We start from the raw sequence: 20,631 nt of genomic DNA, 5'->3' as shown, positions 1-20,631 counted from the left end.
AGCATGAGGCTATTATGAGTCAAAAAATCGTGATTACTGCAAGTATGAATAAAGCGGCAACAGATACGCTACCGTCCGTCACTTATCAATGGCATTGGCGGCGTATTGCGACTGCCGCGCTGTTTGTCAGCGTTCTGTTGGTGGTGCTTGTTTATAGCCTTATGGGGTCAGTAAATGCTGAACAAAATGACTTATCTACAGACAACATGCCCCAAACGAGCTCACAAATTAAAGTTGAAGAAGCTGAGCCTGTAATCATAGAGCAATCATCAACAACACTTTCATCTAATGACAATGCGATAGAAGTGAGTGAGCCCATCACTGTAAGTAACTTAGATACTGATTCGCCGCAAATGCAAGTGGCAAACGAAGTAAAAGAGGAGCCGCAGGTCTTGTCTGAGCTACAGCGTGAACCGCAAGAAATTGCTGAGCCTGGTGTTGAAACTCCATTACCAAGCAATAACCAAGAAAGCTTTGCAGAAACAGCGCATATTGCTAGCGTTGCAATTGGAGCTAAGATAGATACAGATAAAGTGAGTCGAGCTGTACTTACTCGCAAGGTAGTAGAGCGTGAGCCAGTAAATGTTTTTAAAGCTGACGTACGATTAGCTGAATTTACCGATACACTGACTTTCTTTAGTGAGCTTAAAAACTTGCAAGGCCAAAGCATCAGGCATATTTGGCGTTATGATGACCAAGTTATGGCGAGTATTGAATTGAAGGTGACCACACCACGTTATCGTACCTATTCAAATAAACACATTTTACCAGAGCAAATAGGGTATTGGCGCGTTGACGTGGTTGACGAGCAAGATCATTTATTAGCGCAAAAAGAGTTTCGTATTTTAGCTGATTAGTCTTTAGGTTTGATTAGCAAAAAAAAAATTGGATTTATTCATGACAAATGAAGTAACTGAAAAAAAACATGTTATTCGTATCGCCACACGTAAAAGTGCATTAGCACTATGGCAGGCTGAGTTTGTGAAAGCACAACTTGAGCATTTTCATAGTGACTTAACCGTTGAGCTTGTGCCTATGTCGACTCAAGGCGACATTATTTTAGATACACCGCTGGCTAAGATTGGTGGTAAAGGTTTGTTTGTTAAAGAACTAGAACAAGCAATGCTAGATGGCCGTGCAGACATTGCTGTGCATTCAATGAAAGATGTACCCGTTGATTTTCCAGAAGGCTTAGTGCTGCATACAATTTGTGAGCGTGAAGACCCTCGCGATGCGTTTGTCTCTAACTCGTATGGCAATATTGATGAGCTTCCGCAAGGCGCTGTTGTTGGTACATCGAGTTTACGTCGTCAATGTCAAATTCGTGCACTTCGCCCTGATTTATATATTAAAGACTTACGCGGTAATGTTAATACTCGATTGGCAAAGTTAGATGACGGCCAATATGATGCCATTATTTTAGCCGCAGCAGGCTTAATTCGTCTTGAAATGCATGACCGCATTAAAGCATTTATAGAGCCAGAAGTATCACTGCCAGCAAATGGTCAGGGTGCTGTAGGTATTGAATGCCGTGATGACGATGATGTCACAAAAGCTTTACTTGCACCGCTTGAGCATAATGAAACACGCATTCGTGTAAATGCAGAGCGTGCTATGAACCGCCGATTGGAAGGGGGATGCCAAGTGCCGATTGGTGCATATGCACTTGTTGATGGTGATGAAGTTCATCTTAGAGGGCTAGTGGGCGCCGTAGATGGTAGTGAGATTTTACGCGCTGATATTAGTGGCCAAGCTGTGGATGCACAGATGCTAGGGACTCAATTAGCTGAGCAGTTGCTTAGTATGGGTGCTGATAAAATTTTAGCTGAAGTATATAGAGACGCATAAATGCCAAATATCCTGATAACTCGGCCACAAGGAAAAGGTGTTGAGCTTGCCAAGCAACTTGAGCAAGCGGGTTATCAGGCAACCTTATTTCCTGTTTTATCAATTGACTATCTTGAGCCAAATAGTGCGCAATTAACGCCGTTGTTAAATGCGGATAAGATTATTTTTATTTCTCAAGATGCAGTTAATGCATTGCTAGCGCTTAAACCTGATATTAATACCAAAGCACAGTTTTACGCAGTGGGGGAGCAAACAGCCGAGGCCATTTGGCAAGCGTTTGGTGTGCGCGCTGCGGTGCCTAAAATTCACGACTCTGAGGGCTTATTAGCGCTTAATTCATTGCAACAGGTTGCACAGCAGAATATCGTATTAGTGAAAGGTAAAAATGGTCGGCCAGCTATTGCGAATGCACTCAAAAAGCGAGATGCTTTTTTAAATAGCTTAGTGGTCTATCAACGCCAACCCGTTAAAGGTGTCCAGAGTGACTGGCTAGACCACTGGCAAAGTATTGATGTTGAAGGTATAGTTATTACAAGTAATGCGGCTGTTGATGCTATTTTTCATCAACTCTCGTCAACACAACTACAATGGTTAGAACGCTGCCAGTTTTATGTTGCCAGTAAGCGAATTGGTGAATATTTAAAGCAACATTTAAGTTCGGCAAACATACACATTGCTGCAGGCGCAAGCGATAGCGCGATGTTTACCTGCATCAGCCAAGGTAATACTATGAGTGAAAATGCAAAGCCATCGGCCTCTGTTGAGGTGAAGCCAGCTGCCAAAGCGGCACAAAAATCAGCCTCGACTGCTGCTGAAAAACAAGAACCTGCCATGAATCAAAACAATAAGAAAAGTATTAGTAAAACGGGGAGTTTAGCGTTACTAATCTCCTTAATTGTTGCCTCAGGTGTGGGGTATCAGTTTTATCAAAAACTAAATACTGGGCAGCAAGAAAATGTAATTATTGAGCAGTTAAAGTCAAATAACGAAACCTTAAGCGCTGAATTAGCAGCTGTAAAAAGTGCGCAGCAAACATTGCAACAGGCATTGTTTAACAGTGAAAACAAAGTGACAGCGGCGCTTGAAAAAAATGCAGCACAAACTCAACAACAGTTAGAGAGTGCTTTGCAGCGCGCAGAGCAACAGGCATATAGCCTGAACCCTCAAGAAGTCACTAGTTTGCAGCGAATGGCTGAATTTAAGCTATGGGCTGAGAAAGATTACCAAGGGGCAAGTGCAGTATTGTCTCGCTTAGACTCTTTGCTTGCAGAACATCCTGGCACCGGTGCTATTCGCCAAGCTATCCATCAAGATTTACAGGCGCTTAGCAGTGTACAAAGTGTGCCTGTCGAAGCTATTTACTTGAAATTACATGGTCTTGTAGAACAAGTTGAAAATTTGGAATTCAATGCAGTTTCTTTGCCTGAAGAAGTCGTACAAGAAGAGCAACACGCGTTGAGTGAAAACGTGAGCGATTGGCAGCAGAATTTAGCCAATTCATGGCATCAATTTAAAGATAATTTTATTAAAGTGCGTCAACGTGAAGGGATGGCTATTGAGCCTTTGTTAACCGAACAAGAGCGTCATTTAATTCAGCAGCGTTTAAACTTGTATTTAACACAAGCACAAGATGCAGTTTTAACGAAGCAAGCAAGCGTTTATTTTACCGCACTTAGCCAAGCAAATAGCTTAGTTAAAGCATACTTCAAGCTCGAGCACCCCCTAACAAAAAGTACCGTTAAGGCACTGGATGAGCTTAGTAAAGAAAGTTTGCAATTTAAACATGATATTGCATTAACCAGCACCGAGCAGGTCAAGGAGTGGGCAAAATGATCCGCTTAATATTGGTTATTTTAGCCATTGCTATATTGCTTGCTGTATCACCTATGCTAATTGGTGAAGTGGGTTACGTGTTAATCTCATTTAACCAAACAACAATTGAAGGCTCTATTGTTGCGTTTTTTGCCACCTTTATTGTTATCGCATTGGGGTTATATTTAGCGTATAAGCTGATTCGTTATGTCTGGTCGTTATACAGTCGTACACGCCATCGTTTTTTTGCGCGAAGCGAAGAACGTAAACAAGCGGCTATTGAACAAGGTGTGTGGTGTTTAGTTAATGGTGATTATGAGCAGCTTGAGCTCGCGCTAGATAATAATAGCGTGGCTGAGTCTTGGCAAGATGTGCGTTACGCCATGCTGGCTAAAGCAGCATTACAAGATAATAATGCAAATAAAGCCATTATCTATTTAGACAAAATTAGTCCAGGCAATCAGCTTAAAGCAGCTAAATTATGGCTTGCCAGTGGCGACAGTAGTACTGTTACCGGTGAGTTAAAAGAGTTGGCAGAGTCAAAGAAAGCCAGTGCTTTAGAGCTTAAACTGTATGCTGAAGTGTTGGTTCAGCAACAAAAGTGGTCTGTGCTTGAACAATTTATGCCTCGTTTATTAAGTAAAAAAGCACTCACAGAGACTCAATGGCAGGTATTGTTTAGTACTTATTTTAATGCTCAATCAGATATTAGTGGCAAGTATCAATCTCTTAGTAAAAGCTTAAAAGCGAAGGCGCACTTTGCTTATTTGTCAGCTATGGCAAGGGCAGGTCGATTAAGTGAAATTGAGCTAATATTATTAAAAATGCTGAAAAAGTCAGATGACCAGCATCAATTAGCACAAATACTCAAAGTATCAGCACCGGGAGATGCCTTAAAGTTACAAGCTAATTTGCAAGATGCATTGAAAAAAGAACCCGATAATCAGCAGTTGCTGTTGGCATTAGCATGTTTAGCAAATGCACATGGTGAGTATGATTTAGCTGCACGGGTGTTTGATAAAGCGTTAACGACAGATAATCAAAAAGATTATTTAATACAAGCTCAACTTAGCTATAGTAAAAGTGCGCAGCCTCAAAAAGCACTAGATCTATACTTGTAACGTATTAACGGCAAAGGAGCGCCAGATATTGAAGAATACATTTATTTTAACCTTCAGTCTGGCGGCTGCTTACTTTAGTACAGGTTACCTTAGTAATTTTTTACTTTCTATTGATGGTTATGCTGTTGCGTCTTGGCCTCCTTCAGGCATTGCATTAGCTGGCTTGTTGCTTTTTGGTTATAGAGCAGCTTTGGGTGTATTTATTGGGGCGATATTGACCAATTTAATTCATCTTGATGGCGTTTCCGATATTCTCCAATGGCACGTTTTTTTACAGGCTATCTGCGTCTCTTTTGCTGCACTATTACAAGCCTTAGTTGGGCGTTATTTTATTGTAAAAGTAATCAAAGCCCCTTTAGATTTATCATCATTACAACGCAGTGTTCAAAGCTTAATTGTTGCTGGGCCTGTTAGTTGTGTAATTGCAGCTGCAATTGGCACGAGTTTATTGATGATTAACCAGGTTATTCCTGCACATGCCGCACTCAATAATTTTGTAACTTGGTGGATTGGTGACAGTATTGGGGTATTAATATTTACACCTCTGTTACTTGCTGCTTTTAACTATGAAAGAGCACGCCATCGATTACAAGTTATTGTGCCTGCAATTATTATATATGTTGTGATAAGTGTTAGTTTTTATGCCGCTGCAAGTTTAAAAAAAGACAAAGATATTCAAAAGGAAGAAGCCAAAATTGCTGAAGTGCAATCAGAAATTAACCACAAAATAAATGAGATTACCGGGCACTTAACTTTGCTATCAACGTTCTTTGCAAGTAGTAACCAAGTCGGCCCAGTCGAGTTCAAGCGCTTTACCTCTAAGTTGCTAGATTATAATAAGGAAATTATCGCGTTAAAATGGGTTCAGTTAGTTAAAATTGATCAGGTCGAACAATTTGAAAAAACACTGTCAGCCAGCCAGTCTGCGGCTTTTATAAAAGAAAAGTCCCCCCAAATGTTTTGGCAAAAAGCGGTTACACGACCGATTTATTATCCCGTACGTTATGTTCAACCATTATATGGTAATGAAGAACTAGTTGGGTTTGATATGGGCTCAGATGAGATTAGAAAAGACGCGCTATTAATGTCAAAAGCATTAAATGAGCTTGTAATAACCAAGCCAGTTCAGCATTCTCGTTTTGGAAATGTAGTTTTATTTTTTATGCCTGTTTTTGGTGACCTCGATACGTTAAGTGATTACAAAGGGCATGTTGTAGGTGTGGTTAGCTTAACTGAATTTGTTAATCGATTGCAATTTGACCATTATGAACAAGTGAGTGCGAACTTTTATGATGTGACTGATAACAACAAGAACATTATTTTTGAAGACTCAGCAAATAGATTAAATATGCTAGAAGAGTATCAATTGTTAATAGGTACGCGCCTATGGCAGGTTGAATTGGTAGCACCTAAGAATCAATCCTCCTGGTTACCTTATTGGTTGGCTCAAATACTTGGAATGTTATTTGTGTGGTTGTTAATTACCTTTTTAATCTCGGTAACGGGCACCAATATTCATGTTAGAGAACAAGTCGCTAGACAAACCCGTATATTGCGAGAAGAAAAACAAAAAGCAGATGAAGCAAGCCAGATAAAAAGCCAATTTTTAGCGAATATGAGTCATGAAGTCCGAACGCCAATTAATGGCATTAAGGGATTACATTACTTGGCATTACAGCAAGATAACTGGCAGCAAGCGAGGCATTATATTGAGCAAGCGGATGGGGCATTGAATGTACTATTACGAGTATTGAATGATGTGTTAGATTTCTCAAAAATGGAAGCGGGCAAGCTTGATTTAATGCAGGAGCCAATTTACATCAACCAACTAACCGATGAAATATTTAACTTAGTTCAATTTGATGCGGGAGTTAAGTCCTTAGCTGTTAATTTGGAATTAGAAAAAGAGGCCGAATTAACGCTAAACACCGATCCTATTCGCTTGAAGCAAGTATTACTAAATTTATTAAATAATGCGATTAAGTTTACTGCTTCTGGCACGATAACCATTAAAGTATGGCAACAAGCACAAAATACCTTCTTTAGTGTCAAGGATACTGGGATTGGAATTAGCCCGAGTGCTCAGCAACAGTTATTCCAACCATTTGCACAAGCAGATAGCTCTACATCGCGAAAGTTTGGTGGCACAGGCCTTGGATTAAGCATCTGTAAAAAGTTAGTTGAGCTGATGGGTGGAGAGATTTCGTTGCATAGCGAGGAAGGTCAAGGCGCGACCTTTACTTTCTCGTTGCCGAACAATTCTCCTTTGCCAAAGGCTGAGCATTTTCAGCCAATGTTTAACAACCTTGATATTGGTAGCCTATCGTTTGCTGATACGAGAGTGTTATTGGTTGAGGATAACCCATTAAACCAACATGTTGCATCCGCAATCCTGAAAACGAAAGGGTGCGAAATTGACATTGCAAATGATGGTTATGAAGCTATTGAAAAAGTGACACTGAGTAAATACGACTTAGTACTAATGGATATCCAAATGCCAAATATGGATGGGCTTGAGGCTACGCAGGTTATTCGCAATGAGTTAGGGATGACTGAGTTACCTATTATTGGTTTATCAGCAAATGCGCATGATGAAGATGTTAATAAAGCATTGAGTGCAGGAATGGATGGGTATTTAACGAAACCAATAGAAGCAGAAAAGCTGTTTAAAACGATATGGCACTATATACCCAGGGATGACAAATGACCTCTCTATTAGAAACAGAGTCAGCTAAACTTGAATTACCGATGTAAATGCGTATGATCCGCGCAAATTCAATAGACTGAGCACTAATTATGATAAATAAAAATCTTCCGTTGCTAGATATTCATCGCCATCTTGATGGCAATGTACGTGCGCAAACAATTTTAGAACTAGGTCGTCAGTTTAATATTGAATTACCTGCTGACAATATTGATGCGTTGACCCCACATGTTCAAGTGATCGATCCTGAGCCAAACCTCATGGCTTTTTTACAAAAGCTTGATTGGGGAGTCACAGTACTAGGTGATTACGATGCGTGCCGTCGTATCGCTATTGAAAACATTGAAGATGCTCAGGCTCAAGGTCTTGATTATGTAGAGCTGCGCTTTAGTCCATATTACATGGCGCAGAGTCAAGGCTTGCACCCTCAAGGAGTCGTTGAAGCTGTCGTAGATGGCATTAAAAGTGCTACCCAAACCAGTACTGTAAAAGCCAATCTAATTGGGATTATGTCGCGTACTTATGGCACAAAAATTTGTCAGCAAGAGCTTGAAGCTTTATTGGCGTTTAAAAATGATTTAGTCGCTGTTGATTTGGCTGGTGATGAAATTGGTTTTCCTGGTGAATTATTTGTAGAGCACTTTAAACAAGTATCAAATGCGTATTTAGCTGCAACAATTCATGCTGGTGAAGCGCTTGGTGCAGAGAGTATTTGGCAAGCGATTAATCAGTTGGGTGCAAATAGAATAGGCCACGGTGTTAAAGCAATTGAAGACCCTAAGTTAATGGATTACCTGCGTGATAACCGTATTGGTATAGAGTCATGCTTAACAAGTAACATCCAAACAAGTACCGTTCCAAGCTTAGACATACACCCATTAAAACGCTTTTTAGATCATGGTATTTTGGCAAGTATCAATACCGATGATCCTGCTGTTGAGGGTATTGAAATCGAGCACGAATACAGTGTTGCGGCACCGGCAGCTGGTTTAACGCAAGCTGATATGGAAAAAGCCCAAGCAAACGCGTTACAAATCGCTTATTTGAGTGATGCAGATAGGCAGCAGCTACAGCAAGTCGCCGCTGCACGTTAATTAACAGCGGCTAGTAGGCGCGCTTTATTGCGTGCCTAATGTTCTTGGCAGCTAACATAATTATCATAGAGTGCTTTTAATATATCACTTCGACCAATCATACCAATAACCGTAGTGCCATCGACAACAGGGTAGTTTTTCGGTTTGCCTGGCTGCATCTGCTCTGCCAGTTCAATGATATTCATGTCACCACTTACTGTAACAACATCCGTGCGCATTAACTGCGATACTTTAACAACACCATCACAAAAGTAGCTGTTTTGCATGAGTGGTTTTAATAGTTCTTGCTCAGAAATAAAGCCTACTAAACATTTATTATCGTCAAATACTGGCGCACCTAGTAACTTAAACTTTTGCAGCTCGGATATGGCGGCGGTCATTTCAGTAGTTGGGGTGATATGTGGCAACTTATGTTGCATAAAGTCTCTTACTTTTGTATTTAGCATTTGGGTCTCTCCCAATTATTAAGTTACATAAAGTATGGTTAATGAATGGGATTTTGTGAAATTGTTTATACTGATTAACTTGATAGGCAAAAACAATCTAAACATAATACTAAATTGTATCGGCTATTTACCGCAGGTCTTTGACTCTTCATTGTCATGATTTAAATATTTCGCTTTAACCAACTCCATATAGTGGGCTAAGCTTTTTTCCTCAGATGTGCAAAATAACGTTCTGGATGCTTCGATTCGCTGCACTCTATCAAGGCGAAACTCTCGATAATCGTTGCGTAACTGGCAATGGGCGATGAGTGTCCATTTACTGCCCCAATAGACTAACCCCAGTGGCTCTACAGTTCGCTGGCTTAGTTGTTGGTTTGCGTCTTGATAGCTAAGACAAACACAGGTTTTATGGTTAATCGCTTGGCGTAATATCAAGGTTGTGGCTTGGTGATTTTTATCATGACTAAAAGCCGATACTAAGTAAGGGAGTTCTTCGACTTGTTGTTTTAACTGTTGCGGCAGTACTGCATTAATTTTGGTTAGAGCTGATTGAGCATGTGCTGCCAGTTGTGGATCAGTCCAAGCGCTGACCATTTTAGTGCCCAGTAATAAGGCCTGTAATTCCTCAAGGTTGAACATCATCGGCGGCAGATCATAATGAGCAATAAGATAACCAGTACCAGCTTCTCCCTCAATTGGGACGCCAGAGCTTTGCAAGTGTTGAATATCACGATAAATAGTACGAGATGAAACATCCAAGCGACTCGCAAGTTCAGCTGCTGTTATCGCAAAACGACGACTTTTAAGTATATTAACTAGCTGAAATAGCCGCTGCGATTTATGCACTGGTTATCACTCCTTGAAATGAGCAGTTAGCTTTGTTGGCAAGCCGTTTGACTAAGCACTTCGTATTGAGCTAACTGCACACTTTGTTTTTCTATTAGTGCGGCAAATTGCTGGCATACTTGGTTGTTAGAAAATGCATCACTGACTCTTTTAGCATCCGCAGGCGTTGCAAAGTAGATTAGATCTACATACTGCAGAGTATTGGCTTGTTTGGCAAGCGAGCGATAAAGCACACCAGGCTGGTTGTCTAAATAATCTTGCAGTGCATTATTAGCTATGTGGAACTGAGCTAGATCAGCATTATTAATAAGTTTAAAGTTAACAATTTCGGTTACATTGGTAGTCATTACTGTTCTCCTTGTTTAAGAGAGTCTAGTAAATCATGTTGGATTGTCAGGGAGTGTCAGTAACCAGCTTAATTATACAATTAAGCTGGTTTGTGGGTGTCATTTACTTAATAAATGCGAATGCATCAGCGTACATGTTTTCACGAAGCGCACCGTGAGTGATAAAGTCGTCACGCACGATACCAATCATGTCAAAGCGACCAGCCATATAAATATCATATGGTTCAAGTGAGACAATATCGTCCATAACTGCTTTATGAACAAATCCCGTGTGGCCGTTCCAGCTATCGCTAGGGTTTTCAACAACAGGAATAAACTTAAAGTTTTCACGGCTATCAGCCCATGCTTGCATTTCTGTATGGGCGTATAAAGCAGATTCTTCACGCACACCCCAGTAAAATAACACAGGGCGATCACAGCCGATTTCACTTAAATGATCAGCCATTGATTTAACGTAAGAAAATCCCGTACCACCGGCAAGTAATATTATTGGGCGTTCACATTGTAGGCGTAATTGTGAAACACCTAGTCCAGTTTCAATGGTGACTGTTTTATTGCTTTTATGTGCATCACGTAGGTGTTCAAGTGTTTGCATTGCATATGAGTCAGCGGCTGACGCACCTATGTGTAGCTCTAACTCGTCACTTTGTGAAGGGCGGCTAGCAATTGAAAATGCACGTTTATCTTTTTCACCTAAAACGACTTGCAAGTATTGGCCAGCTTCAAAAGTAACGCTTTCAACTGGCTTTAAAACTACTTTGTTAACAAATTCAGTTAATGGGCTGATAGTAACAACTTCAGCGTGTAATGTTTGCATGTTTTACCTTAAATTAGCGGAGATGCACTTTATTTGAGCAATAGTAGCATATCCGCACAGTGAGTTTACAGAGTTAGAGAATATCTAGGCTATCCCAAAGTTCATCAACGCGGTCTTTTGTTTCTTGATTCATCACAATCGGCTCGCCCCATTCTCTATCGGTTTCGCCAGGCCACTTGTTTGTTGCGTCCATGCCCATTTTTGAACCCAAGCCAGAAACAGGCGAAGCAAAATCAAGATAATCAATAGGGGTGTTTTCAATAAGTGTTGTATCGCGAGCAGGGTCCATGCGTGTTGTAATAGCCCAAATAACATCATTCCAATCGCGGGCGTTAACATCATCATCGCAAACAATGACAAATTTGGTATACATAAATTGACGTAAGAAAGACCATACGCCCATCATAACTCGCTTAGCATGACCTGGGTATTGTTTTTTCATAGTCACAACAGCCATGCGATACGAGCAACCCTCAGGTGGCAAGTAAAAGTCTACAATTTCAGGAAATTGCTTTTGTAAGATAGGCACAAAGACTTCGTTTAGTGCAACACCTAAAATCGCAGGTTCATCAGGCGGGCGGCCAGTGAATGTACTGTGGTAAATAGGATCTTTGCGATGTGTCATATGCGTAACAGTCATTACCGGAAAATCATCTACTTCGTTATAATAACCAGTGTGGTCACCATATGGTCCCTCAGGCGCTGTTTCACCTGGCATGATATAGCCTTCAAGCACGATTTCGGCGCTAGCAGGGACTTGCAAGTCATTTGAAATAGATTTTACAACTTCGGTTTTACTGCCACGTAATAATCCAGCAAAAGCGTATTCACTGAGTGTATCTGGCACGGGTGTAACAGCGCCTAAGATTGTAGCCGGATCAGCCCCTAAAGCAACGGATACAGGGTAAGGTTGGCCTGGGTTTTCTTTACACCATTCTTGAAAATCAAGTGCGCCACCACGGTGCGATAGCCAACGCATAATAATTTTGTTTTTACCTAGTAGCTGTTGGCGGTATATTCCTAAATTTTGACGTTTTTTATAAGGTCCGCGGGTAACTGTTAATCCCCATGTAATTAATGGAGCGGCATCACCAGGCCAACAATGTTGAATGGGCAGTTTAGTCAAATCAACATCGTCGCCTTCAATAACAACTTGCTGACATACGGCTTTTTTTACTTCTTTAGCAGGCATGTTCAATACTTGCTTAAACACAGGGATTTGACCAAGCGCTTCTTTTATTCCCTTTGGTGGCTCAGGCTCTTTAAGAAACGCTAAGAGTTTACCTACTTCACGAAGCTCGCTTACATCATTTTGACCCATTCCCATAGCAACGCGCTTTGGGGTGCCAAATAAATTAGCCAGCACAGGAATATTGTGCCCTTTTGGATTCTCAAACAATAAAGCGGGCCCTTTTGCACGTAGTGTACGATCTGCAATTTCGGTCATTTCTAAGTAGGGGTCAATTTCTTGGTGAATGCGTTTTAATTCACCTTGCTTTTCCAGTAAATCTATAAAATCTCGGAGATCTTTGTATTTCATAATTGGCCGCTTTAAGGTTAAAAATGTTCTTTGCATTATACCCAATAAAGTAGCTTAAGCGAATTATACAATTCTCTCTAACAGCTTAATTTAAATAGTGTTAGCTATTTTTACCAAACATTTAAGTTACCGGTTTCATTTCATTTTTAGGTGTATGAGCTATAGTTGATACAGTTGCGTTTTGTGAGTTTTCAATTAATGGGTGGGTTTATTATAAAAGTAATACTTAGGTTTTGGATAGTATGTGCTTTTATGCTGCCATTGAGCAACGTGCAGGCAAAAAGTTTACTAACGCACGTGATTGATGATCAAATCTTCGCAGAGCACAGTGCTGTTATGTTGGTTGTTGAACCTCAAACGGGTGACATTTTATTTGCTAATAAATCAGCCGCAGAGTTTTATGGTTATAGTATTTCACAACTACAAGCTATGAAAATTCAACAAATAAATATTTTTACCGAGCAGCAGGTTGCTCAAGAGCGACAAGCGGCATTAAACAAAGGGCAAAATTATTTTGTTTTTAAACACCAATTAGCCAGTGGTGAAACCCGCACCGTGAGTGTTTATTCAGCCCCATTTGAACTTGATAATAGACGCCTTTTATTTTCTGTAATTCATGATATTTCCTCTCAGCGGACCCTCGAAAAAGAACTCTGGCATTATCAGGAAAACCTTGAGGAGTTGGTTGCAAGCCAAACCCAAGAAATCGAAAAAAAACGTTTAGATCAATTTATTCTATCTGCCATATCAATCTTTTTGCTTATAGGCTTACTTGCCATTCTGACTGTATTAGCAACACGCTTACGGACCGCAAAAAAGTCAGCACAAAAAGACAGTGCTACATTAAAAGCGATTTTTAATGGTATTGATGATCTACTAATTTTCACCGATACCGATCACACCATATTGGATGCCAATAGGATGGCAATACAAAAGCTAACCAATGGAGATTCACTTAAAGGGAATAATATTTATAGCTATGTCGATAAGGTATCTGCTATTGGTCAGCTTGACAACGAATGTCAATTTAGCGGTGCGGATGGCATTTTTTGGGGGGAGGCGAATGTAACAGCCGTGATGGGTGAGGCTGATCATAAAATTGGTGAGATTCACTTAATTAGAGATATTACTCAAAAGTTGAAAATACGTCAGCAGCAACGTCTTGCCAGTACTGTATTTGCTACCACCAATGAAGGTATATTAGTTTCTGATAGCGTAAATAAGATTCAAGCAATTAATAGTGCATTTACACAAATAACAGGTTATCAAGAAAGTGATGTGTTAGGGGAGACACCAGCAATATTAAGTTCAGGCCGTCATAAACCTTCGTTTTTTAAAGCGCTTTATAATAACTTAAAGGAAAATGGTCACTGGGAAGGCGAGGTATGGAATCGTCGCAAAGATGGCAGTATCTACCCATGTTGGCTAAATATTTCGGTTGTGTTTGATGAAGAAAAACAAATTGAGATGTATGTAGCCTTGTTTAACGATATTTCTTTACGTAAAGAAAGCGAACAAGAAATGTGGTTACAAACTAACTTTGATAACTTAACAGGGCTCGCCAATCGCTATTACTACAATAATAAACTTGATCAAGAAATGATCCGTGCAAGTGCAGAAAATACACGTTTAGCAATTTGTTTTATCGATTTAGATCGCTTCAAAAGTGTCAACGAGACTTTAGGGCATAATAGTGGTGATGTGTTGCTGCTAGAAGCCGCTAACAGGTTAAAAGCATGTATGCGTAGTACTGATATGGTGGCACGTTTGGGAGGAGATGAGTTCGCTTTATTACTCTCAGGTAGAAATAACCTTGGTGATATTGAAAGGTTGGCGAAAAAGTCCCTGCAAGCACTGAGCTCTGCATTTAAAATCGGTGAGCATGAGGTTTTTGTTTCCGGCAGTATGGGGATCACTATTTATCCTGATGATGGCGTAGAACGAAAAATATTATTACGCAATGCAGACAGCGCAATGTACAAGGCTAAGGAGAAAGGTCGTAACTGCTTTGAGTTCTTTACCCGAAGGATACATGAGCAAGCTACGGCTCGCAGTAAACTTGAGAATGCCTTGCACAAAGCATTGAGCAATAATGAGTTTACTGTCTATTATCAGCCAATAATAAGTAATGATAGAAAAACCCATTGGGTGTGAAGCTTTATTGCGTTGGCAAAGCCCTGAGCTTGGCCACGTATCTCCCGCTGAGTTTATTCCAATTTGTGAAGATTTAGGGCTGATTATTGCCATAGGTGAGTGGGTATTAAGAGAAGCATGTCGCGAAGCCGCTAAGTGGTGCAGTGAGTTTAACGGTCAGTTCTTTGTCACTGTTAACTTTTCCAGTGTACAGTTTGTTCGCCAGGATATCGCTAAGTTAGTTAGTGATGTATTAGAGGAATATCAATTATCAGCAGAATGCTTAACCTTAGAGATCACTGAAACTTTACTTGCTGAGAATAGCCCCAATATTCTGCAGCAATTACAAGCTATTCGTGCTTTAGGCGTTGGTTTAGCCATTGATGACTTTGGTACTGGTTATTCATCATTGAGTTATTTGAAGCGTTTTCCATTAAGTAAATTAAAAATAGATCGTGAGTTTATTAAAGATTTACCTGACGATAATGAAGATTGTGCGATGGTGAGCGCTATAATCTCTATGGCAAGTAACTTACATTTAGAAGTGGTTGCTGAAGGTGTTGAGACTGAGGAGCAGCGGGTTTATTTATCAGCGTTGAATTGTGATTATATTCAAGGCTTTTTATACAGTAAACCGCTCCCGATGGACGAGTTTGATAATTACTTGAAAGCATTTATTGAACAATAGTCACTTGGCTTGGGCACTAAAACTTGAAACGTTCAACAGCACTTGCTAAAGAATGTGCTAGCTGATTTACATCTTCACTTTGAGTCGCTAAAGATCCTGCATGGTCAGCATTGCTTTGTGCTTGTTCTGTCACCGTGGTCATGATGTGTTGTATTTCATTACTATTATTAAGCTGCTGATGTGAGGAGTCTGCTATTTGCTGACTCATTTGGTTAACTGTCACTAAGGTACTTTTTATTTTATCGACTGCTTGTTTTAACTCACTGCTATTAGTTACACACTCAGCAGCTTGTTGTTGCCCATCGTTTATCTCATGCTGTGCTGTATTAGCTTGTTGTTGCAATGTTTGAATCATAGTGTGAATTTCATTTGTTGAGGTTTGCGTGCGTGATGCAAGTGAGCGCACTTCATCGGCAACGACAGCAAATCCCCTGCCATTTTCACCCGCACGCGCGGCTTCTATAGCAGCATTCAATGCAAGTAAGTTAGTTTGTTCTGCGATGCTACTAATTGTATCTACAATGGCGCCAATAAGCTGGGTGTGTTGTGCTAATTCTTCAGTGCTGCTTACAGCTTGATCTAAACGCGCTAATAGTGCTTGTATTCGCTGGCTGTTTCTATCAGCAATTTGGTTTACATCGTTAGAAAGCTGCGATGCATTAGCTATTTCATTTGACGTGCTTTGGGCTTGCTCATTAACGGTTTGTGAATTATTTAGCATGGTTTGTGCAACGCTTGTAGCTTGCGCAATCCGCTCAAGTTGTTGCGCTGCTGCAACAGTCATTTGTTGACCTTGCGCACTTGTTTGAATGGCTGACTGATCAAGTATGTGAGCGTTGTCACTAATATCTGAAAGCAACTTACCTAAGTCATCGCTGAGCTTGTTGATATTCTTTAATAGAGTACCAAACTCATCATCACTTCGAGGGTGAGTACGTTTGGATAAATCGCCCGAAGCGATTCTTGCCAGTGCTTTGTTGACTGCATTTAAAGGTTTAAGCATCGCGCGGGTTGTAAGTACTGAGATTAGAGCAGCAAATGAGAGCAAAATAATACTAATTATAACTGCCAATGAAGACCCTGTACTAATTGTCGACTGAGCGCTTTTTTGTAATGATGCAAATCGTTCGTCAGCCAGTTGATTCAGTTCGATAATGAGTTTTTCAGTTTCTTGGAATTGTTGCTGAAAATTATTAAATGCATTTTCAGCATCTTGGCGGCTCGTCAAAATAGTTTTTTGTGGCTGGTAAATAGTGCCAAGCTTCTCATTTACTGTATTCATTTTTTCAGTTAAGGCCGAAAAATCAGCAACATTATTTAATTCGCTTGCTTGTCGTTTCAAGTAGTTAAAGTTTGATTTAACATTATCGAGTAGGAAACTGGCATCTTGCTGATGTTCATCCAATGTTGCTAATGAACTAATGTGTTTAATGCTTTTCAAGTTATTACTCAAGGTAAACAATAAATCGTCGATACGTGTTGCTGTACCTACCATGGCGTCAAGAGTAGCTTGTTGTTCCCGAGTAACTTGTAATAGTTCTAAATCGAGTAAATCATTACTTAACGATGTTATTTCTTCTATGTATTGTGTGCTTTGTGAGGCTAATGTTGAAACCGCATCCAAACCGCTTTGTTTGGCGCTAAACATGGCTGTATTAGTTGTTACTAAACGCTGGAATTCATCATCAATTTGAACAAGTAGCGATTGCATTTTGGGTTGATCTTGTAGTTGCAACTCAAGGATAGCAAGCTTGTCGTTAAACAACTTTTGTTCACTATCAGTTTGTTTTTGTTCGTGGACCAATTTTGCAATTTTGCTTTGGCTAAACGCGACAGCATTGAATTTTGTGATTGATAAGAGCGAAAGTTGTAATGCGTTACTCTGTTGTTGAACAGGAACTGCCAACGTTTCAATGTCTGAATTGGCAACACTAATTTTTCCGAGTGACCAGTAAAAAAAGCCACTACTTAATAGCATTAATACACCAATTGCGGTGAAGGCAAATATTACTTTGTATTTAATAGCAACTGACTGCATAACTAACTCATTTCAACAGATTTAATCATTAGTGTAGCAGTGTTTTCTTAAAATATAAGATTACCAATAAAAGACATTACTCGATAATACAGTGAACTTTATCACCATCAATAATTAGCACGGCTTCATTTTCTTTTGTCCAAAACAAGACCTCCTCACTATTAAATTTGACACCCGATGCACTGCGCTGCCTAGTTAGTTGGTAGTATTTATTTATATATTGAAGTGTTGCACTTTCAGCGTCGTGGCTAATGATCGTCGCCATTTCTTGATTGTCACAGGAGTAAACATTTGTGTGTGCTTTTTCAGAACAAGCACTTATGGTAAGTAAGCTTATAGTGAATAAGATCATTTTATACATAGAGGATTCGCCGATTAACTAAAGACCGCTATAGGGTAGCAAATGAAAATTAACCGCTGGTGAAAGTACATATTTAAGCTGTATTGAAGTTAAATTATTTTGTGCGTCAGGGTCTAATATAACAGCAGATATATTAGGTGAAGAGGTAGTACTGAGCTTGAATTGTCCGTTGCGTGCGCAGTTGCCAATAGGTTGTTATGTAATAAAGTTAAACTGTTTCTTACTGCGTTGCTCATAAGTGCTTACCACACAAAGATAACATGACACAAAAACAGTGACTATCTGAGTGAGGTTATGCACTTTCACATAAGTTATAAGTCACATGTGTAAAAGCGGCATAAATCTTTTAGCTCTATTTTTGCTTTTCGGTTACCTTGAGCTGCAGCTTGCTGAAACCAGTAAATAGCTTTTTTTATGTCTTTGGTGGTACCTTGTCCATCTTGGTACATTTGTGCCAAGTTGAGTTGTCCCCACTGAGAGCCCTCTTCTGCTGCAAATAAAAAGCTCTTAAATGCATCTTCGAATAGATCATCTTTATAATAATTAATTCCTTGCTGGTTATGCTCATTGAGCTTAACTCCTTCATAAAGTGGCTTTGGTCGTGGGGGAAACATCACAAAGCCACCATATAAACTGTAAGCATGGGGGCGAAGTACATTATAAATAACTCCTTCATCTACCATGCGTTGAACCTCACTGCGTGGTAATGTTAACGTTTTTGAAGAAAAGTAATCTCTTTGTACAAGTAAACTTGTACGCATTGCCATTGTGATACCGCGATCATGCTTATAACGATAGTTACTAATTTGAAAGGTGATATATCTATCATCAAACTCAAGTATTTGAGCGATCTTTAAATTTTCTGGACGCAGCGGTTCTTGGGCAAACTTATCTGCTTTTACTAAGTAAGTATCATAGGCTTGTGGAGCATTAATGATCGCTTGCTGTTGAACTGCTTGAGCATGAAAATGAGTATAAAAGTATAGTAAGAATAAAACGATTAATATCGAGCCTATAAAGTATTTCACTAAAGATAGAAGCTCAAATAGAGGTAGCTTAGTTAATGACACAGGTTCACTGTGCTTACATTCGTTGCATTGAAAATGATATTGCCAAGTTAATGGGATGATAGGCACGATCGCAAAACGCAAAAAACGGCTGTTATTTTTTAATTGGTAATCGTTGCTTTTACAGTGAGGGCAGGTTGTAGTTTGGCTGAATGACGATAATGTGTCGCAGGTATTAAAAAGTAGCATAAACGCCCTCCTTGCTTTTCTATTAAATTAAAACAAACAAGGGCGTATGCAAAGTACAAAACTGTAAGAAAGTATGTTTACTTAATTTATTTTTTTACAGGCTTTGGTTTGATTGTGGTTTTGGCATCAGCAGCCATAAACGCAAATACTGCGTAAGCGGCTGTATTTTGTTTAAGCTTAGCTGGATCAACTTTATCTAAAGTATCATCTGCTGTGTGGTGATAATCAAAGTAATCAGTACCATCTTGATGTAGATCGAAAATAGCTGCGCCGTCTGTATTTCTAAGCGGTATGAGATCTGGACCGCCGCGCGCTCCATTTTTTGCAATGTATTCTACATTCAGTGCTGAAAGTTCTTTCGCTATTGCACGTACTACAGGTAGTGATTCTGCTGATACGTTAGACTCAAACCCATACACAACATCTGCACCAAAGTCAGATTCTGCAGCTGCTACAATGTTTTTAAGCTCATTAGCATGTTCCTTAAAGTAGGCTTTAGCACCCCATAACCCCAGCTCTTCAGCAGCAAATAAAACTACGCGAATACTGCGTTTAGGGCGTTTGATTTCACTAATATGTTTAGCCGCAGCCATAGTTAATGCGACACCCGCACCATCATCGAGTGCGCCTGTGCCTAAATCCCATGAGTCTAAATGACCGCCAATCAACACATATTGCTCAGGGTTTTGTGTGCCATTAAATTGGCCAATGACATTATAGCCAGTGCCTTGACCACGATCTTCTGTTTGAACATTAATATTAACCGTGACATTTTTATCAAGTGCAATAAGGCGAGCAATTTGGTCGGCATCAGGGTTAGCGATAGTGACGTTTGGTATCTTAGTCACTCCCTCTTTATAATGACTACCACCTGTGTGAGCAAAACGGTGCTCGGCGGTGCTAACAGAGCGCATCATATAGCCAATCGCGCCTTTTTTAGCGGCTTCAACAGAGCCTGTAGAGCGCGCACGAACGGCAGGTCCGTATCCGTTACCATCAATATGACGATTCATACGGTAATTAATGTAGGCAATCTTACCTTTTAGGCTATTTTTAGGTGCTGCTATTAGTTCATCAAGGGTTTCAAATAATACCACTTCGCCAGTAATGCCATTTTTAGGTGTACTGACACTGTGGCCCAGTGCAGTTAAGTGTAGAGGTTGCTCACTAGGCGTTAAAATTTTTCCACTTTCGCTAAAACGGCGCCATTCAGGGAATGTGGCTTCTTCAAGCCATACTTTATCAAAGCCTAGCGCTTTAAATTGAGCTTGCGCCCAAGCTACGGCTTTTTTATCGTTTTCAGTGCCGGGTAAACGCGGACCTACTTCTGTAGTAAGTGATTCTAATAATTGATAACTTAAATCGCTATTACTGGCACTTTGTCTTAATTGTTCTACTTGTTGCAGTTGTTTACTGGTAAATTCAGGTTCTGCAGCAGAGGCTAAAAAGCTACTGACAAGTAGCATCCCGGTGATGAGTTTGTTCATTGTTGACCTTGGCTTGTTAGATACTTGGGGGTATTTAATCATTAAATAGCTGATTTAAAAAATACAATGAGATAAAAATTAAAAAGCCCACAC

The 20,631-nt window shown here is 40.0% G+C and carries 17 protein-coding genes; 8 read left to right on the top strand and 9 right to left on the bottom strand.

From position 1 onward, the window contains the following. The first annotated feature begins 14 nt into the window (after positions 1–14). From ACHUE3_RS15055 to add, 6 genes are all read left to right on the top strand, one after another. Positions 15–857 carry a DUF2914 domain-containing protein gene (locus tag ACHUE3_RS15055; protein WP_394193185.1) on the top strand — a complete coding sequence of 281 codons (843 nt, stop codon included), beginning with the start codon at positions 15–17 and terminating at the stop codon, positions 855–857. Between the two features lie 40 nt (positions 858–897). Next, a complete protein-coding gene (hemC, locus tag ACHUE3_RS15050) occupies positions 898–1,848 on the top strand; it encodes a hydroxymethylbilane synthase (RefSeq protein WP_394193184.1) in 951 nt (316 codons plus the stop codon). After that, a complete protein-coding gene (locus ACHUE3_RS15045) occupies positions 1,849–3,681 on the top strand; it encodes a uroporphyrinogen-III C-methyltransferase (protein ID WP_394193183.1) in 1,833 nt (610 codons plus the stop codon). Beyond that, positions 3,678–4,781 (top strand): heme biosynthesis HemY N-terminal domain-containing protein, encoded by a 1,104-nt coding sequence (locus tag ACHUE3_RS15040; protein WP_394193182.1) that lies wholly within the window; start codon positions 3,678–3,680, stop codon positions 4,779–4,781. Before ACHUE3_RS15045 ends, ACHUE3_RS15040 begins: the two co-directional genes overlap by 4 nt. 28 nt (positions 4,782–4,809) lie before the next feature. Next, positions 4,810–7,488, top strand: a complete 2,679-nt coding sequence (locus ACHUE3_RS15035) for an ATP-binding protein (protein WP_394193181.1) — start codon at positions 4,810–4,812, stop codon at positions 7,486–7,488. Positions 7,489–7,577: 89 nt separating this feature from the next. Next, entirely contained in the window at positions 7,578–8,579 is a 1,002-nt protein-coding gene (gene add / locus ACHUE3_RS15030) for an adenosine deaminase (protein WP_394193180.1), read from the top strand. A gap of 35 nt (positions 8,580–8,614) precedes the next feature. Here the strand turns inward: add and ACHUE3_RS15025 are convergent, their stop codons facing one another. From ACHUE3_RS15025 to ubiD, 5 genes are all read right to left on the bottom strand, one after another. Beyond that, positions 8,615–9,025, bottom strand: coding sequence for a CBS domain-containing protein (locus tag ACHUE3_RS15025; RefSeq protein ID WP_394193179.1), 411 nt, complete (start codon positions 9,023–9,025; stop codon positions 8,615–8,617). Positions 9,026–9,148: 123 nt separating this feature from the next. After that, on the bottom strand, positions 9,149–9,871 hold the full coding sequence (locus tag ACHUE3_RS15020; RefSeq protein WP_394193178.1) for a helix-turn-helix transcriptional regulator: 723 nt from the start codon (positions 9,869–9,871) through the stop codon (positions 9,149–9,151). A gap of 26 nt (positions 9,872–9,897) precedes the next feature. Continuing rightward, positions 9,898–10,218, bottom strand: a complete 321-nt coding sequence (locus ACHUE3_RS15015; RefSeq protein WP_394193177.1) for a hypothetical protein — start codon at positions 10,216–10,218, stop codon at positions 9,898–9,900. A gap of 103 nt (positions 10,219–10,321) precedes the next feature. Continuing rightward, positions 10,322–11,035: an NAD(P)H-flavin reductase gene (gene fre / locus ACHUE3_RS15010; RefSeq protein ID WP_394193176.1), complete on the bottom strand. Its 714-nt coding sequence runs from the start codon at positions 11,033–11,035 to the stop codon at positions 10,322–10,324. A 73-nt stretch (positions 11,036–11,108) separates the two neighbouring features. Then, positions 11,109–12,575, bottom strand: a complete 1,467-nt coding sequence (gene ubiD / locus ACHUE3_RS15005; protein ID WP_394193175.1) for a 4-hydroxy-3-polyprenylbenzoate decarboxylase — start codon at positions 12,573–12,575, stop codon at positions 11,109–11,111. 270 nt (positions 12,576–12,845) lie between these two features. On the opposite strand from ubiD, the gene ACHUE3_RS15000 reads away from it, so the two are divergent. Continuing rightward, complete coding sequence (locus tag ACHUE3_RS15000; protein WP_394193174.1) at positions 12,846–14,729, top strand: diguanylate cyclase domain-containing protein; 1,884 nt, start codon at positions 12,846–12,848, stop codon at positions 14,727–14,729. After that, a complete protein-coding gene (locus tag ACHUE3_RS14995; RefSeq protein ID WP_394193173.1) occupies positions 14,704–15,396 on the top strand; it encodes a putative bifunctional diguanylate cyclase/phosphodiesterase in 693 nt (230 codons plus the stop codon). Before ACHUE3_RS15000 ends, ACHUE3_RS14995 begins: the two co-directional genes overlap by 26 nt. A 16-nt stretch (positions 15,397–15,412) precedes the next feature. On the opposite strand, the gene ACHUE3_RS14990 is transcribed toward ACHUE3_RS14995, so the two are convergent. The 4 genes from ACHUE3_RS14990 to ACHUE3_RS14975 form a co-directional block, all read right to left on the bottom strand. Continuing rightward, a complete protein-coding gene (locus ACHUE3_RS14990; RefSeq protein WP_394193172.1) occupies positions 15,413–17,434 on the bottom strand; it encodes a methyl-accepting chemotaxis protein in 2,022 nt (673 codons plus the stop codon). A gap of 76 nt (positions 17,435–17,510) precedes the next feature. Further along, on the bottom strand, positions 17,511–17,795 hold the full coding sequence (locus tag ACHUE3_RS14985) for an MliC family protein (RefSeq protein ID WP_394193171.1): 285 nt from the start codon (positions 17,793–17,795) through the stop codon (positions 17,511–17,513). Positions 17,796–18,106: 311 nt separating this feature from the next. Continuing rightward, positions 18,107–19,051: a tetratricopeptide repeat protein gene (locus tag ACHUE3_RS14980; protein WP_394193170.1), complete on the bottom strand. Its 945-nt coding sequence runs from the start codon at positions 19,049–19,051 to the stop codon at positions 18,107–18,109. Between the two features lie 86 nt (positions 19,052–19,137). Beyond that, the gene (locus tag ACHUE3_RS14975) at positions 19,138–20,538 is read right to left on the bottom strand and encodes a M20/M25/M40 family metallo-hydrolase (RefSeq protein ID WP_394193169.1); all 1,401 of its coding nucleotides are present in this window, start codon (positions 20,536–20,538) and stop codon (positions 19,138–19,140) included. Between the last annotated feature and the right edge of the window lie 93 nt (positions 20,539–20,631).

Origin of the sequence: Pseudoalteromonas atlantica, from assembly GCF_043641955.1 — a bacterium.
Lineage (GTDB): Bacteria > Pseudomonadota > Gammaproteobacteria > Enterobacterales > Alteromonadaceae > Pseudoalteromonas > Pseudoalteromonas atlantica_A.
Note: the sequence above shows the minus strand (reverse complement) of the source record. Positions and strands in the feature narration are given on the sequence as shown.